The sequence below is a fragment of the Massilia sp. WG5 genome, from assembly GCF_001412595.2.
Lineage (GTDB): Bacteria > Pseudomonadota > Gammaproteobacteria > Burkholderiales > Burkholderiaceae_D > Telluria.
This window is the reverse complement of record NZ_CP012640.2, coordinates 3,662,295-3,677,896: the sequence shown is the minus strand read 5'-3', so window position 1 is coordinate 3,677,896 and position 15,602 is coordinate 3,662,295. Positions and strand designations below refer to the sequence as shown.

The following is a 15,602-nucleotide window of genomic DNA, read 5'->3' as shown; positions in this document are numbered from 1 at the left end:
GCCACGTCCGTTTCCTACCCGAAACGGGTGAGTACTTTCCCTACAAAAGAAAAGGAACAATATGTTCAAGGAGACAATGCTCGCGCGCTCGCTGCGAGTCATTTATTCGGGCGGCATCGCCGCCGGCTTCGGTCTGCTGGCCTTGCCGGCAACGGCGCAGGATGCGACCGGCAGTACCCCCGCACCAGCCATGCAACGTGTCGAAGTCACCGGCTCGGCGATCAAGCGTACCGAATCCGAGACCGCGCTGCCGATCTCGGTGCTGACCCACGCCGACCTCGAGCGCACCGGGGCCACGACGGCGCAGGATCTCGTGAGCCTGATCCCGTCGAACTTCGGCGGTGGCGTGCTGGCGCAGAACGTCGGCTCGACCGGCAATCCCTCGACCGCCAACCTGCGCGGCCTCGGCCCGCAGTACACACTGGTGCTGCTCAACGGCCGCCGCGTGGCCAACTATGCCTTCGGCAGCAGCCCGGTCGACCTGAACTCGATTCCGCTCTCGGCGATCGAACGCGTCGAGGTGCTGCGCGACGGCGCATCGGCCATCTATGGCGCCGACGCGGTCGCCGGCGTCATCAACTTCATCCTCAAGAAGGACTACCAGGGCGCGGAAGTCTCGGCCTACGACACCAAGGTCCAGCAAGGAGGCGGCAACACGCGCAGCTTCAACTTCACCGGCGGCTACGGCGACCTGTCGACCAAGGGCTTCAATGTCCTGCTGAGCGCGAACCACGAGACCGACGACGCGCTCAAGGCGACCCAGCGCCCGTACGCCAGCACCGGCGTGCGCCCGGACCTGGGCCTGATCAAGAATTCGCCGCGTAACGGCATCCCCAACTTCAACTTCACGGATTCCAACGGTAATCACTACACCACCGTCAATCCTTTCCGTTACAAGAACTGCGACAACGCTGCCTTTGCCTTGATTCCGATCGGCAGCGCGACCACCTGCGGCACCGATTACGTCCGCTTCATCGACCTGATCCCGAAAGCCAAGCACGACAACATCGTCGCGCGCGGCGTGCTGCAGCTGAACGAGGACAACCAGCTGTACGCCGAAGCCATCCGCACCAAGGACGAGACCACGGCCCACTATTCGCCGGCTCCCTACACCAAGCCGATGATCTACCCGGCGAACGGCCGCTTCTATCCGAAAAGCTTCACGCTGCCGAAAGGCATGACCATGCCGGACGGCTCGATCCTCGCCGCCGATACCACCGTCACCCCGGTCGGCCCGATGAGCGGCACCTGGCGTACCGTGGCCGGCGGTGGCCGCGCCGACATCACCGACGCCACCAATACCCGCTTCCTGGTCGGCGCCCGCGGCACCATCGCCGGCTGGGACTACGACACCGCCATCTCGTACTCGAAGAACGAAGGCGTGATCTCGTTCGGCGACGGCCAGTACAGCTACGCGAAACTGAGCCCGCTGATCGCCTCCGGCGCCATCAATGTGTTCGGCGACCAGGATGCAAACAGCCTGGCGGCGCTGCAAGGCGCGCGCCTGACCGGCATGGAGAACAGTGCGACCTCGACGGCCAAGGAATTCGACGCCCGCGTGTCCAGGGAACTGATGCAGTTGCCATACGGCGCGCTCGGCTTCGCGGTGGGCGTCGACATGCGCGACGAAAAGCTGGAGCAGGTCTCGTCCGATGCGCTCGCGTCCGGCGACCAGGTCGGCGGCAACGGGCCGGTGCCGGGCGTGACCGGCAGCCGCAAGGTCTACTCGGCCTACTCCGAGGTGTCGGTCCCGCTGTACACCCATCTCGACCTCGACATGGCGGCGCGCTACGACAAGTACAAGAACGACTTCGGCACCTCGTTCTCCCAGGTCAGTCCGAAGGTCTCGCTGCGCTGGCAGCCGATCAAGGAAATCATGGTGCGCAGTTCCTTCGCCGAAGGCTTCCGCGCGCCGACCCTGTACCAGAACCTGCTGCCCTACTCGTATGGCCAGAACACCAACGGCAGTTACAGCGACCCGGTCCGCTGCCCGGGCGGCCAGCCGATCAAGAGCGCCAATCCGGTCGGCGCGCTCGAGGATGAGTGCAACGTGCAGCTGAGCGCCGCACGTGGCGGCAATCCGAACCTGCAGCCGGAGAAATCGAAACAATATTCCTTGGGCATGGTGTTCCAGCCGACGCAGCACATCAGCGGCTCGCTCGACTACTGGAACATCAAGATCAACAATTCGATCGTGCAGACCTCGGAAATCGGCGTGCTCGGCAATCCGACGCTGTACCAGAACAATTACTGGCGCGTCGATCCGAAAACCCTGCCGCTCGATTCGACCGGCAAGCCTTTCCTCGATCCGACCTTGCTCAACAAGAGCAATACGATCCAGGGCAGCACCAACCCGGCCTTCCCGCTGGCCTTCGTCGATCTGCCCTACGCCAACTCGTCGCGCTTCTTCGCCTCGGGCCTGGACCTGAACCTGAACTACAAGCAGAACTTCGCCGGCATCGGCAGCTTCGGCGCCAATATGGATGGCACCTACTACCTGAAGCATGGCTACCAGTATGCGGGCGTGGCGACGGTCAGCGATCTCGGCAAGTATGAGGACTTCGGTGCGACCCCGCGCTGGCGCCACATCCTGACCTTCAGCCTGAAGCACGGCGCGTGGACCGGGTCGCTGACGCACAACTACACGGCCGGCTACCAGGACTACACGAACGCCGACCTGATCGGCCCGGACTACCCTGCGGTCCGCCATGTGTCGTCGATCAGCACCTTCGACACCCAGCTGGTCTGGAGCCCGATCAAGGCCCTGGACGTGGCGTTCGGCATCAAGAACCTGCTGAACCAGGATCCGCCGAGCTCGCGTAACGACCAGGGCTTCCAGGTCGGCTACGATCCGCAGTACGGCAATCCGCTGGGCCGCATGTTCTACCTGCGCGCGAAGTACAAGTTCCTGTAATTCGCATCCGCGCCAGCTTGACGCAAGCGCCGGCCGGGCCAGTCCCGCCGGCGCTTTTTTACGCCATCAGGCCGTCGGCCTCCGGATTTATTGGATCTTGAAAATCAGATGCTTGACCAGCGGCACTGCCTGTTCACCAAGCAGCATGCCCAGCAAGCCGATCAGGGCAATGGCGGGCGGGGCCGGCGAGCGCACGCCGATCAAGCCGTAGAGCACGCCAGCCAAGAGGCCGGCGCCCAGGGAAACCAGATACATAGCTCGCTCCTCCTTGTTAAGGGTCGAATGTTTCGAAGCAAACAGGACAGTGTGTCCGATTCGATGGAGCGAGTATGCGGGAGGACAGCGACGGTGAAAAACGGATAATTTACTGATTTAAAGTCGAAATTTTCGAATCTTATTTCGCCGCCAATGCGCGATCCACCAGCTCTTCATCCGTCAGCGATGCGAGACAGTCGAGCAGCAGCCATCTTGCCCGTACGGGATCGGGGCAGGCAGCGCAGAAAGCGAGCACGAGGGCGTCGAATTCCTCGTCGGACAAGGCGTCCGAGGCCGGTGGCTTCATACGATCGAGAAGCTGGAGCAGCGCTTGCTTATTCATGAGGCCAGGGTCTTCCAGCAACAACATCTCATCCTCCAATCGTCGGGCGGCTAGACTAGCATGAAGAATGCATGAAGGAAACATGCAGCTTTTATTTGGTTATACGTATTTTTTATACGAAGCCATGTAATATTCCTACTTCAGCCCGGCAGCCAATCCGCCGGACTGCCCGCATCAACCCACCTGGACTTTTCTATGCAAATCGGCCACCCTGCCGGCGCTGCGCAAAGCGACGCCTCCCACAGCGCCAACGGCGGTGCGAACCTCGCCAGCCTGCGCGTCTTCGTGTTCGCCCTGTTCTTCACCTTCGGCGGCATCACCAGCCTGAACGACGTCATCATTCCCAAGCTGAAGGACTTGTTCACCCTCAGCTATGCCCAGGCGATGCTGGTGCAGTCGGCCTTCTTCGCCGCCTACTTCATCGTCTCGCTGCCGGCGGCCGCGATCGTGCGCCGCATCGGTTATATGCGCACCGCCGTGGTCGGCCTGCTGACCATGACCGCGGGCTGCCTGCTGTTCATCCCGGCGGCCTCGTCCAGCCTGTTCGGCGCCTTCCTGCTGGCCCTGTTCGTGCTGGCGGCCGGCATCACCATCGTGCAGGTGGTGGCCAACCCGCTGATCTCGATGCTGGGCGCACCGCAGACCGCGAGCAGCCGCCTGACCTTCGCCCAGGCCTTCAACTCGCTCGGCACCACCGTCTTCCCCTACGTCGGCGCGATCCTGATCCTCGGCTCGCTGGCCAAGGTCGACCAGGCCACCCTGTCGGCGGTGCAGCTGGCCGCCTACCGCGCGGCCGAAAGCCAGGTGGTCGTGCATACCTATATCGGACTGGCGATCGCGCTGGCCATCGTCGCCGCCATGGTCTGGATGAACCGCAAGAAGCTGGTCGAGCACACCAGCCCGGCCGGCAGCATCCTGAACGCCTTCGGCCTGCTGCAGCGCCCGCGCTTCGCCTTCGGCACGCTGTGCATCTTCCTGTACGTCGGCGCCGAAGTGGCGGTCGGCTCGCTGATCGTCAACTACCTGATGCAGTTCGACGTGCTGGGCCTGGGCGCCGAGGCGGCCGGCAAGCACGTGCCGCTGTACTGGGGCGGCGCCATGGTCGGCCGCTTCCTGGGCGCCTACGTGCTGCGCATCTGCTCGCCGGGCAAGGTGCTGGCGGTGGCCGGCGGCCTGGCCGCCGCGCTGCTGCTGGTGTCGGCCAACAGCACCGGCGCCGTGTCGGGCTGGTCCCTGCTGGCCATCGGCCTGGTCAATTCGATCATGTTCCCGACCATCTTCACGCTGGCCTCGGAAGGCCTGGGCGAGCGCACCGCCGAAGGCTCGGGCCTGATCTGCATGGCCATCGTCGGCGGCGCCATCGTGCCGCTGATTACCGGTTTCACCGCCGACATGTCCAGCCTGCGCCTGTCGCTGGCCGTACCCGCGATCTGCTACCTGCTGATCCTGGTGTTCGGCTGGTACGCCCGCCGTCCCCTCGAGAACTGCTGAGCGCACAGGGCCCGGGCATTGATCCGGGCCCGTTCCTCGTCACGCAGCCAGCCCCATTTGTTGAAGTAGCGCGCCGCCGAGACCAGGTGGTGCCCCAGCAGCCGCCAGTCGCGGTAAGACCCCCTCCCGTAGTCGTGCACCACCGCCACATGCGGCACGAACACCGTGCGCGCGATGCGGCCGACCCGGCGCGACAGGTCGACATCCCCGAAATACAGGAAGAAACGCTCGTCGAACAGGCCGGCGCGCCGCACCGCCTCGAGCCGCATCAGCAGGAAGCAGCCGGACAGCGCGGGCACGTCCATCACCCGGGTATAGCCGCTGCCATGCAGTTCGTAGCGCGCCAGCCGGCCGCTGGACCGGTGCAGCAGCGGAAAGAAGCGCCGCACCAGCAGTTCGAGCGGATGCGGCAGCAGCTTGCACAGCGGCTGCAGGCGGCCATCTGGATAATGCACGCGCGGCGCCAGCAGGCCGATGTCGGGATGCTGCTCCATGTAGGCGAGCAGCTTGCCGATGGCGTCGAGGGGGATCTGGATGTCGGCGTGCAGCACGAAATGGTAGATGCTGCCGGCGGCAATGGCCTCGCGCAGCGCCAGGTTGTGGGCGCGGGCGTAGCCGGGATTGTCGGGCTGGTGGCGGTAGCACGCGCCGACGCGTTCGGCCAGCGCGCGCAGCGCATCGTCGGGGGAGTTATCGACCAGGTACACGAGGAGGTCCGGCCTGGCGGTGGTGACGCTGGCCAGCAGGCGCTCGAGCTGCTCGCGCCGGCTGCGGTAACAGACGATGGAACAGCTGGCCCGCGGCATCATGAGCATCGCTCCCGCCAGTGCACCCCGCCCTGCTGCTGTTGCTTCCGCTGCTGTTTCGGATAATCATCCATCGTTGCTCCCGCATCGGCCGCTCGTCAATACTTGATCAGAGCGGCCGCGCCGGCCGCGGTTGCAGCGGAATGGCCGGGCTTTGCGCGGAATCAGAGAGCGATATCGCTGCGCATCACCGGATACAGGTTCAGGCGTTCGTCCCAGGACGGATGGCGGCGCGCGAAGAATTCCAGGCGCGCATGCGGATTCTTCGCGAAGGCGGCGTCCGTCTCGAGCTTGCGGCGGAATTCCGCGGCCAGCGCCGGATCCTTCGCCATCTGCTCGCGCGCGACGTCCTCGGCCACGTACTCTTCCATGTATTCCTTGCGCTCGAAGGCGTTGTTGAATTCGCCCCATGCCAGCAGCGAATCCGGCGCCTGCGGCTCGAACAGGGCCATCACCAGGCGCGCCTTGGGCTGGGCGATGGGCACGAACAGCGCGCCCTTGCCGACCGCACGCGGCTCCTGCCGCCACGCGCCCTCGACTTTCAGGCGCTGGTGCGATTCGAAGGAAGTGGCGGCAAAACTCGCCTTGTCGGCGCGGAAGGTTTCGAGCCGGGCCTGGGCGAGCGCCTTGTCCAGCGTGCGAAAAGCGATGCCGTGCTGGACCAGCTTGGTCGCGACCATCTGCGCCCAGGCCGCCGGCACCACGTAACCGGCGCCCGGCGCCTTCACCTGCAGGTCGTCGACCACCTCTTCGCGCAGCGGCACGTGCCAGACCTGCGGCTTGCTCTCGTCGTAATGCGTCATCATCATGCCGGACACGTCGGACATGGTGCGGGTATAGGCATAGCCCTGGAAGTCGACCATCGTGGTCTTGTCGGTGGTTTTGTACGTCAATGCCACCGGCTGGCCGGCGATGCGGGTGGCGCGCGCATCGGCATCGAAGGCCAGCTGCCGCCACTCTTTGCCATGCGCGGCGACCTGGTTCATGATCGAGACGATGGTGTTGTGGGTGATCCGCACGCGGGTCGCGTAATCCTTCCACGAATGGGTCTCGACCAGCAGGGACATCCGGTTGCGCAACTGGAAATAGCTGGTCGAAAAGCGCGGCTCGTACACGGTGTTGCTGAAGCCCGAGGCGGGGTTGTCGTTTTCCACGAACGACATGTAATAGGACTGCGGCGAGGAGCCTTCTTTCGTGATGTCGGCGATGACATTGGTGCGCAGCGCCAGGCCGGCCTTGCGGAATGCCATGTCGCCGGAGTAGACCGGCTCGACCTGGATCGAGACATCGTGCTGGAACATGGCGCCGTCGGTGACGTGCAGATCGACGTAGGTCAGCGGATCCCAAGCATTCACCAGGGCCAGCATGGCCTGCATCTCGGGCGCGTCGGCCTTCATGTAGTCGCGGTTCAGGTTGAAGTTCTGGGCGGTGGTGCGCCAGCCCATCTCGACCGGGCCGCGCTGGTTCGGACGGTTCCATTTGGCGAAGCGCTCGTGGCCGTCGACGTTAAACACCGGCACGAAGATCAACACCTGTCGATCGAGCGCGCCTTGGGCGATGCGGTTTTCCAGCATCTCGCGCAGCGCCAGGAAGCCGGCGTCCTTGCCGTCGATCTCGCCGGCGTGGATGCCGCCCTGGATCAGGGTCACCGGCAGGTTCTTCTTGCGCGCGGCCTCGGGCGTGAAGGCGCCGGTCGCGGTCACGGCCAGCGCCATCATCGGCCGGCCTTCCGGGCTGACGCCGAACTGGAAGCACTTCACCTGCTTCGGATACGCCTGCTGGTACGCCCCGCACAGCTGGATGACTTCGTCGTAGCGGCCGGTGGCCGTGAAGCCGGAACGTTCCGACACGGTGACCAGGTCGGGCGCGGCCTGCGCAAGAGGAAGGGCAGCCAGCATGGCCAGCAGTAACGCAGAACGGATCATCTATGGCTCCGGCAGAGTTGGGAAAAATTCAATCCGGAAATTATAGACGTTAACTCGTCGTTCCCGCGGAGGCGGGAATCCAAGTTGGCATGCGCTTCGGTAACTCAAGCAGAGCTTGGGCCCCCGCCTGCGCGGGGGCGACGGTGTACGCGGGGCGACGGGCTGCTAACGCTGCCTTGGCGGATAAATCGAAATCTCCTTGATCTGCGGCCGCACCAGCTGCATCTGTGCGGCGCTCGCGCGGGCAGTGCCGGAGGCCGGGCAGGCATTCGTGGCGCGATAGGTCAGCGCCGCGGCCAGCACGTTCTCGGCCGGATCGCCGAGCGCGTGGTTCAGGTCGTCGGCCACGGTGCAGGTCGGCGCGAAGCCGTCCGCGAAATCGCCGAAGCCCTTCGCGTTCACGCCCTGGAACTCGATCGAGAAATAGGTCGTGCCGCAGTTGTCGACCGGGGTGAAGCCGTAGGGCTTGCCGCAAGTCTGGCCGCCGATGATGTCCACTTCGACGTCGACGCCGCGCAGGCCGTTGATCACGGCTTCGCTGGCCGAGCAGGTGCCGGCGGTGGTCAGCACGGTCACGCGCTTCAGGCCCAGGTAGGGCAGCGCCATGCCGGCCGGGACCGGATTCGGCGACGTGAAGCCGTAGGCCGTGTTGCGGAAGGGGATCGGCGCGTCCGGCGCCGTCTTGTTGTTGTAGACCGGGCGCTCGAAGGTCTCGCCGGCCGAGCTCGGACCCGCGACCATGTAGGCCAGTTCGCTGGCGATGTACAGCAGGCCGCCGCCGTTGTAGCGCATGTCCAGCACCAGGTCGCTCACGCCCTGGCTCTTGAACAGGTTGAAGGCGTCGATCAGCTGTTTCTCGGCCACCGCATTGTGGTCGTCGAAGGTGAGATAGCCGACCTTGCCGGTCGGGGTGTCGATCACCTTGGTGTTCTTCACGGAATCGCTGGCGACCACTTGCGAGACCAGCGTCACATCGAATTTGCTGCCGGCGCGCTGGATCGTCAGGCGGTGCGTTTCACCCGCATTGTCCGGGAACAGGCCGGCATTCAGCGCGTCGACGCCGGCGCTGCCGGTGGTGTTGACGAAGTCGAGGCCGTCGACCGCAGTCAGCATGTCGCCGCGCTGCAGGCCGGCCTTCGCCGCCGGCGAGCCGGGCTCGACAATGGAAACCAGCCAGGTGCGCGGCGCGGTGGCGGAATTGCGCGACCAGGTCAGGCCATAACCGACTTCCTCGCCGGCCCGGCTCAGCGCGTCCCACTCGGCCGTCGTATAGGTAAAGTGGAAACGGTCCTTCGGCTTGCCGGCGGCCGTCAGCGCGGGCGTCTTGAGCGCCGCGAAATAATCCAGCGTGTTCGTGTAGTCGGCCATCCGCACCGTGGTCGGGATCTCGTCGTACCACAGGTAATAGCGGTCGGCCCAGCCGCGCAGGAACTTCATTTCGTCCTGCAGCGTGCCCTGGCGGTCCGGGAAGCCGTAGCCCTGGGCGTCCACGCCCGTGCGCGGCGCGGCGCACAGGTTCGCGTAGCTCATGAAGTCGGTCGGGATCGGATCCGCGGGGGCGCCTGGCGTGGTCGGGGTAGTCGGCGTGCCCGGGTCGGCGGGCGTGACCGGCGTCGGGCTGTCGCCGACCGGCGTACCGGCGCTGGCGGACGAACCGCCGCCGCCACCGCCGCCGCAGCCGGCCAGCAGGACCAGAGCCGCACAGGCAGACGCGGCAATCTGGGACAGAACGGCCAGGCGGCCGGAAGGGACATATCGCGAGCTCATGCGCCTGATTATAGACGCGCCCGTCTTCCCGATTGCAAACAACTGTAACAGTTGGGAGGATGCGACAGCGGTGTGCGCCAAACCTCAACTACACATCAAGCGCCAGCTTGCGCGCGGCCACAAGCAAATAGGCCGGGTCGCCGTATTCCCGGTACTCGCACAGTGCGGAATAGCAGAGTTTGATGACGTGGTCGTCGCTGGACAGGATGGCGCGCGCCATGATCTCGCCTTCGCCGGCGCCGGCCTGCTCAGCGGCCTGCGCCGGGTCGCCCCGGCCGATCACGACCGTCAGCCAGGCCGCCAGCGCCGCCTGCCACAGGTAGCGCCGCGCCAGCGGCTTGTCGCCGGCATACGGCTGCACGATGCGAAAGGCGTGGCAGCCGGTGACGATGTGCAGCAGGGTGAAGTCTTCGCGCCGCGCGTATGCCTGCAGGGCGAAGCGGGCGATCTCGCACAGCGGCGGCGGCGCGGCCGGCTGCAGCACCGCGCCCGCCAGCGCCGGGTCCCAGGCGATCTCGAGCATCCGGTCGATGATGATGCCGGGTTTGAACACATGCTCCGCCACCCTGTCGTGCAGGCGCCCGGCGATCTGCTCCAGGGTGCCGTCGGACGGTTCCAGCGACAGCGGCAGGCTCGCATATTCGCCGGCCCAGTAGGCCAGTGCGCACGCGATCTCGTCCTCGATCCCGCCCTCGATCGCATAGGCCAGGCGGATCAGGGCATGGAAGGCGGATGCCGCCAGGCCCGGCATCAGGACCGGCACCCAGTCATGCAGCACGGCATCAAAGCCCGCCTCGCGGATGCGATCCTGGAAGAAATTCACGAAGCGGGGATAGTCGCCACTGCTGCCCAGGTAGTCGTGCGGATCGAGCGCGCTGCCCGACGCCGCGCCGGGCAGCAGCTTGCGGGCATAGCCGGCGGCGAAGCGGCGCAGGATGCCGGCATCGGCGCCGAGCCGGTCGAGCGCCACCACCGCCATCGGCAGGTGGTTGGCCAGCCGGTTACCGTACAGCGGCGCGTAGTGGCGCGATTGCGCCAGCAGTTCACGGCATGTGTCGGACACGGTGTTCATGCTTCACTGTAGCACCGACGCCATGTACACGTCGTCCCCGCGCAGGCAGGAACGACGGCTTATGCGGCGCGTGCGCCCACACTGCCCGCATGAAACGCCGCCACCAGCTCCGCCTCCTTGCGCTTGGCCGCCGCCAGGTTGCGTTCCTTGACGTGGCCGAAGCCGCGGATGTCTTCCGGGATGCTGGCGATCGCCACGGCCTGGGCCAGGTTCCCGCTGTCCAGCTTCGGCAGCAGGGCCTCGACCGTACGGCGGTATTCGCCGATCAAGGCGCGCTCCATCTTGCGCTCGTCGGTGTAGCCGAAGACGTCGAAGGCGGTGCCGCGCAGGCCCTTCAGTTTCGCCAGCATGCCGAAGGCCTTCATCATCCACGGGCCGAATTCCTGCTTGATCAGGTGGCCGTCCCGGTCCTTCTTCGCCAGCAGCGGCGGCGCCAGGTGGAACTTGAGCGTGACATCGCCTTCGAACATGCCTTCGATCTTCTGCATGAAGGCCGGGTCGGTGTACAGGCGCGCGACTTCGTACTCGTCCTTGTAGGCCATCAGCTTGTGCAGGTAGCGCGCCACGGCTTCCGCCAGGCGGGTGCCCTTGCCGAGTTTTTCTTCCGCGGCGCGGACCTGGTCCACGAAGCTCTTGTACTGGGCGGCATACGCGGCGTTCTGATAAGCGGTCAGCAGTTCGACGCGGCGCTTGACCAGGTCGTCGAGCGACTGGCTGCGCTTGAACTCGATCACCTTGGCCGGGGTCGTCAGTTTCGTGACCGACGCGAGGTCGTGCGCGGCGCTGCGGCCCCAGTTGAAGGCGGCCTTGTTGAACGGGATTGACACTCCGTTCAGCTCGATCGCCTTCATGATCGAGGCTTCCTGCAGCGGCACCTGGCCCTTCTGGAAGGCGTAGCCGAGCATGAACATATTGGTGGCGATGGCGTCGCCCATCAGCGCGGTGGCGATCTGGCCGGCGTCGACGAAATCGACATTGTTCGCGCCGCAAGCCTGCACGATCGCGCCCTTCGAACCTTCGGCCGGGAACTGCCAGTCCGGGTTCTTGATGAAGGCGGCCGTGGTGGCGCCGCTGTTGTTCACGAACGCGCGGGTGCGGCCCTCTCCCATGCGCGACAGGGCGTCACGGCTGGCGGTGACGATCTGGTCGCAGCCGATCACGAGGTCCGCGCTGCCGGTGCCGACGCGGGTCGCGTGCAGGTCGGACTGCTTATCCGCCAGGCGCACGTGCGACATCACCGGACCGCCCTTCTGGGCCAGGCCGCTCATGTCCAGCACCAGCGCGCCCTTGCCTTCGACGTGGGCGGCCACGGCCAGGATCTGGCCGACCGTGACCACGCCGGTGCCGCCGATGCCGGTGACCAGGATGCCGAAGGGTTCGAGGGTGGCCGGAATCGCCGGGGCCGGCAGTGGATCGGCTGTACTGCGCGGCGCCGCTTCAGCGCTCGAGGCCTTCTTCGGCTTCTTCAGTCCGCCGCCTTCGACGGTCACGAAGCTCGGGCAGAAACCGGTGACGCAGGAAAAATCCTTGTTGCACGAGGACTGGTTGATCTGGCGCTTGCGGCCCAGTTCGGTTTCCAGCGGCTCGACCGACAGGCAGTTCGACTGCTTCGAGCAGTCGCCGCAGCCTTCGCAGACGGCTTCGTTGATCACGGCGCGCTTGGCCGGGTCGGGATATTCGCCCTTCTTGCGGCGGCGGCGCTTCTCCGACGCGCAGGTCTGGTCGTAGATCATCGCCGATACGCCTTGCACCTCGCGCAGTTCGCGCTGCACGTCCATCAGTTCCGCACGGTGGCGCACGGTGACGCCCTCGGCCCACGGATAATCCGCCGGGTATTTTTCCGGCTCGTCGGTGACGACGACGATCGGCGTGACGCCTTCGGCCGCCAGCTGGCGGCTGATCTTGCCCGGATCCAGTGGACCGTCATGGGTCTGGCCGCCGGTCATCGCGACGGCGTCGTTGTACAGCAGCTTGTATGTGATGTTGACCTTGGCCGCGACCGAAGCGCGGATCGCCAGCACGCCCGAGTGGAAATAAGTGCCGTCGCCGAGGTTGGCGAACACGTGTTTTTCATCGGTGAACGGGGCCTGGCCGATCCAGGTCGTGCCTTCCGCGCCCATCTGCGTGAAGGTGGACGTTTCGCGGTCCATCCACAGCACCATGTAGTGGCAGCCGATGCCGGCCAGCGCGCGCGAGCCGTCCGGCACCTTGGTCGAGCTGTTGTGCGGGCAGCCCGAGCAGAAGAAGGGGATGCGGTCGGTTTCCGGATTCGCCTTGACCGGGATCGCCTTCAGCACGGCCTCTTTCGCCTCCAGGTAGGCGATGCGCTGCTTGACGCGCTCGGCCACCGGGTGGCCGGCGCAGTAGTGCCCGATGCGCGAGGCGATGGCGCGCGCGATCTGGGCCGGGTTCAGCTCGTAGGTGCCCGGCAGCAGCCAGTCGCCCTGGCCGGAGCGGTTCTTGATGCTCCATTCGCCGCTGTCGTCGAACTTGCCGACCACGCGCGGACGCTCGCCGTCCGGCAGGTTGTACAGCTCTTCCTTCAGCGCATATTCCAGCACCTGGCGCTTTTCCTCGACCACGATGATCTCGTCCAGGCCTTGCGCGAATTCGTGCACGCCGACGGAATCGAGCGGCCAGGTCATGCCGACCTTGTACAGGCGCAAACCGATGTCGCTGGCCGCCTGCTCGTCGATGCCGAGGTCCGCCAGGGCCTGGCGGGTGTCCAGGTAGCTTTTGCCTGCCGTGATGATGCCGATCTTCGGGGTCGGGCTGTCCCAGATAATATTGTTTAACTTGTTGGCGCGCGCATAGGCCAGCGCCGCGTACCACTTGTAATTGTTCATCCGCACTTCCTGGTCCAGCACGGCGTCCGGCCAGCGGATGTTCAGGCCGCCCGGCGGCATCTCGAAGGCGGTCGGGATCACGGGCTGGACGCGGTCCGGGTCGAGGTCGACCACGGCGCCGGACTCGATGGTGTCGGTCACGCACTTCATCGACACCCACAGGCCGCTGTAGCGGCTCATCGCCCAGGCGTGCAGGCCGTAGTCGATGTATTCCTGGACCGAGGCCGGGAACAGCACCGGCATGCCGACGTGGTGCAGGATGTGGTCGGACTGGTGGGCGGTGGACGAGGATTTCGCCGCGTGGTCGTCGCCGGCCAGCACCAGCACGCCGCCGTGCTTGGCGGAACCGGCGTTGTTGCCGTGTTTAAAGACGTCGCCGCAGCGGTCCACGCCCGGGCCCTTGCCGTACCACATCGCGAACACGCCGTCGTATTTCGCGTCCTTGAACAGGTTGGTTTGCTGGGTGCCCCAGACGGCGGTCGCCGCCAGGTCTTCGTTCATGCCCGGGTGGAAGTGGACATGGTGGGCTTCCAGGTGCTTTTTCGCCTTCATGGCGGTCTGGTCGACCGCGGTGACGGGCGAACCGCGGTAGCCGGTGATGTAGCCGGCGGTGTTCAGGCCGGCCTTGAGGTCGCGTTCGCGCTGCAGCATCGGCAGGCGGATCAGGGCCTGGGTGCCGGTCATGAAGGCGCGGCCACGCTCCAGTGTCCATTTGTCGTCCAGCGTGATGTCGTGGGCAGGCGGCTGCGGCTCCAGCTGGGTGCGGTCCAGGGGTGCGTTCATTGTGTCTCCGGGTTGTTTTTGTGCGCGCGGTCTTCTGTGGTCCAGGCCGCGTTATTCTGTGCGCCAGTATATTCCCGCCCCCCGGCCATTAAATTTCAATCGATTCCCCCCGCCGCGCGATTTGCGCAATAAAATTGCGGAACCCCTGAAGACGAGAAAAATTCATGTCAAAGATCGAGCTGGATAAAACCGATAGGAAGATCCTGGCCATCCTGCAGGCCGACGGCCGCCTGTCCAACCAGGACGTGGCCGAGCGTGTCAACCTGTCGCCATCGCCCTGCCTGCGCCGGATCAAGCGCCTGGAAGAAGCCGGGGTGATCCGCCAATACGTGGCGCTGCTCGATGCGGACAAGCTGGGGCTTGGCCTGCTGGCCTATGTCAACGTGCGCCTGGAAAAGCACGCCGAAGGCGCGCCGAACGCGCGCGTGCCGGCGACCTCGCCGCGTTTCGAGTTCGCCCAGGCCGTGTCGGCCTGGCCGGAAGTGGTGGATTGCTATGCGATGACGGGAGAAATGGATTTCCTGCTGCGCGTGCACGTGGAAGACATGGACCACTTCTCGCGCTTCATGATGGGGACGTTGCTGCGGCATCCGGCGGTGCTGGACGTCAAATCCAGCTTCGCGTTGCAGAAAATCAAGGAGACGACGGCGCTGCCGATCGTCTGATCGCCTATTTTTTGGGCATCAGCCACTTCAGGGCAAGCCGGGTGTTGCGCTTGAAGGTGTAGTCGATCTTCGCGATCTGCTCTTCCAGCGCTTCGGCCAGCACACTCGAGGGGCTGGGCGGCGGCAGGTGCAGGTGGGCGTCGGCCTCGCCGTACTCGCGCTGGATCTCCATGCCGGCCTTCCTGGCGATGTGCATCATGGTGCGGTTCGAGGACAGGCACTGCATGTACAGCGTGTCGACGTCCGAATTGCGGCAGTGCATGGCAGCGCGCTCGAACAGCCGGGTGCCGACGCCCTGCCCGCGCGCCGACTTCGACACCGAGACCCCGAACTCGGCCACTTTTTCCTTGTCCGTGTAGTGGATGCTGTCCGGACGCGCCTCGCGCGAGGTGAACGCCAGATGGCCGACGCCGACCAGCTGGAACAGGCGGTTGTAGACGCCGAACACGATGTCGTTCGCAAAGTCGAGCTTGCCGACGTAGTTGCTCACTTGCTCGTCCGGCAACACGCTGCCGAAGCGCAGCAGGCGGTCATTGCTGTCGAGCGCCATGAAATGCCGCAGCACGCGCTTGCGATCGCGTTCGCTCAAGGCCTTGACCAGCACCGGCTGGCGGCCGTGTTTGCCGATCAGGTTGTTCAGCCAGCGGCGGAGGGGATTGTCCTGCATGGGGGATATTCTTTTGTGCACTGCACCAATCCCGTATTCTAGCGGATCGGATGCGGAACTGCCGGGCT

Annotated in this window: 10 protein-coding genes and 1 pseudogene; 3 read left to right on the top strand and 8 right to left on the bottom strand. The window is 65.4% G+C overall.

Features of this window, described 5'->3' with window-relative positions:
* Positions 1 to 61 precede the first annotated feature (61 nt).
* Positions 62 to 2,914 carry a TonB-dependent siderophore receptor gene (locus tag AM586_RS16430; RefSeq protein ID WP_052234169.1) on the top strand — a complete coding sequence of 951 codons (2,853 nt, stop codon included), beginning with the start codon at positions 62 to 64 and terminating at the stop codon, positions 2,912 to 2,914.
* Between the two features lie 102 nt (positions 2,915 to 3,016).
* On the opposite strand, the pseudogene AM586_RS16425 reads toward AM586_RS16430, so the two are convergent.
* Together AM586_RS16425 and AM586_RS16420 are read right to left on the bottom strand one after the other, a co-directional pair.
* A pseudogene (locus AM586_RS16425) lies at positions 3,017 to 3,169 on the bottom strand (DUF1427 family protein); the annotation flags it as partial.
* A gap of 139 nt (positions 3,170 to 3,308) precedes the next feature.
* Positions 3,309 to 3,539 (bottom strand): hypothetical protein, encoded by a 231-nt coding sequence (locus AM586_RS16420; RefSeq protein WP_052234170.1) that lies wholly within the window; start codon positions 3,537 to 3,539, stop codon positions 3,309 to 3,311.
* A gap of 168 nt (positions 3,540 to 3,707) precedes the next feature.
* Between AM586_RS16420 and AM586_RS16415 the strand changes: the two genes are divergently transcribed.
* Complete coding sequence (locus AM586_RS16415) at positions 3,708 to 5,003, top strand: sugar MFS transporter (protein WP_052234171.1); 1,296 nt, start codon at positions 3,708 to 3,710, stop codon at positions 5,001 to 5,003.
* Here the strand turns inward: AM586_RS16415 and AM586_RS16410 are convergent.
* From AM586_RS16410 to AM586_RS16390, 5 genes are all read right to left on the bottom strand, one after another.
* The gene (locus AM586_RS16410; RefSeq protein ID WP_162600554.1) at positions 4,946 to 5,812 is read right to left on the bottom strand and encodes a glycosyltransferase; all 867 of its coding nucleotides are present in this window, start codon (positions 5,810 to 5,812) and stop codon (positions 4,946 to 4,948) included. The genes AM586_RS16415 and AM586_RS16410 overlap by 58 nt on opposite strands.
* A gap of 161 nt (positions 5,813 to 5,973) precedes the next feature.
* Positions 5,974 to 7,734, bottom strand: a complete 1,761-nt coding sequence (locus tag AM586_RS16405; protein WP_052234173.1) for a M14 family metallopeptidase — start codon at positions 7,732 to 7,734, stop codon at positions 5,974 to 5,976.
* Between the two features lie 165 nt (positions 7,735 to 7,899).
* Positions 7,900 to 9,501 carry a S41 family peptidase gene (locus AM586_RS16400; protein ID WP_082439372.1) on the bottom strand — a complete coding sequence of 534 codons (1,602 nt, stop codon included), beginning with the start codon at positions 9,499 to 9,501 and terminating at the stop codon, positions 7,900 to 7,902.
* An 88-nt stretch (positions 9,502 to 9,589) separates the two neighbouring features.
* On the bottom strand, positions 9,590 to 10,564 hold the full coding sequence (locus AM586_RS16395; protein ID WP_162600553.1) for a questin oxidase family protein: 975 nt from the start codon (positions 10,562 to 10,564) through the stop codon (positions 9,590 to 9,592).
* Between the two features lie 68 nt (positions 10,565 to 10,632).
* Positions 10,633 to 14,202 carry an indolepyruvate ferredoxin oxidoreductase family protein gene (locus AM586_RS16390; protein ID WP_052234175.1) on the bottom strand — a complete coding sequence of 1,190 codons (3,570 nt, stop codon included), beginning with the start codon at positions 14,200 to 14,202 and terminating at the stop codon, positions 10,633 to 10,635.
* 164 nt (positions 14,203 to 14,366) lie between these two features.
* Here AM586_RS16390 and AM586_RS16385 point away from each other — a divergent pair, with 164 nt between their 5' ends.
* A complete protein-coding gene (locus AM586_RS16385; RefSeq protein ID WP_052234176.1) occupies positions 14,367 to 14,867 on the top strand; it encodes an Lrp/AsnC family transcriptional regulator in 501 nt (166 codons plus the stop codon).
* A 4-nt stretch (positions 14,868 to 14,871) separates the two neighbouring features.
* Here AM586_RS16385 and AM586_RS16380 read toward each other — a convergent pair whose 3' ends face one another.
* Complete coding sequence (locus AM586_RS16380) at positions 14,872 to 15,534, bottom strand: GNAT family N-acetyltransferase (RefSeq protein WP_052234177.1); 663 nt, start codon at positions 15,532 to 15,534, stop codon at positions 14,872 to 14,874.
* Positions 15,535 to 15,602 lie beyond the last annotated feature (68 nt).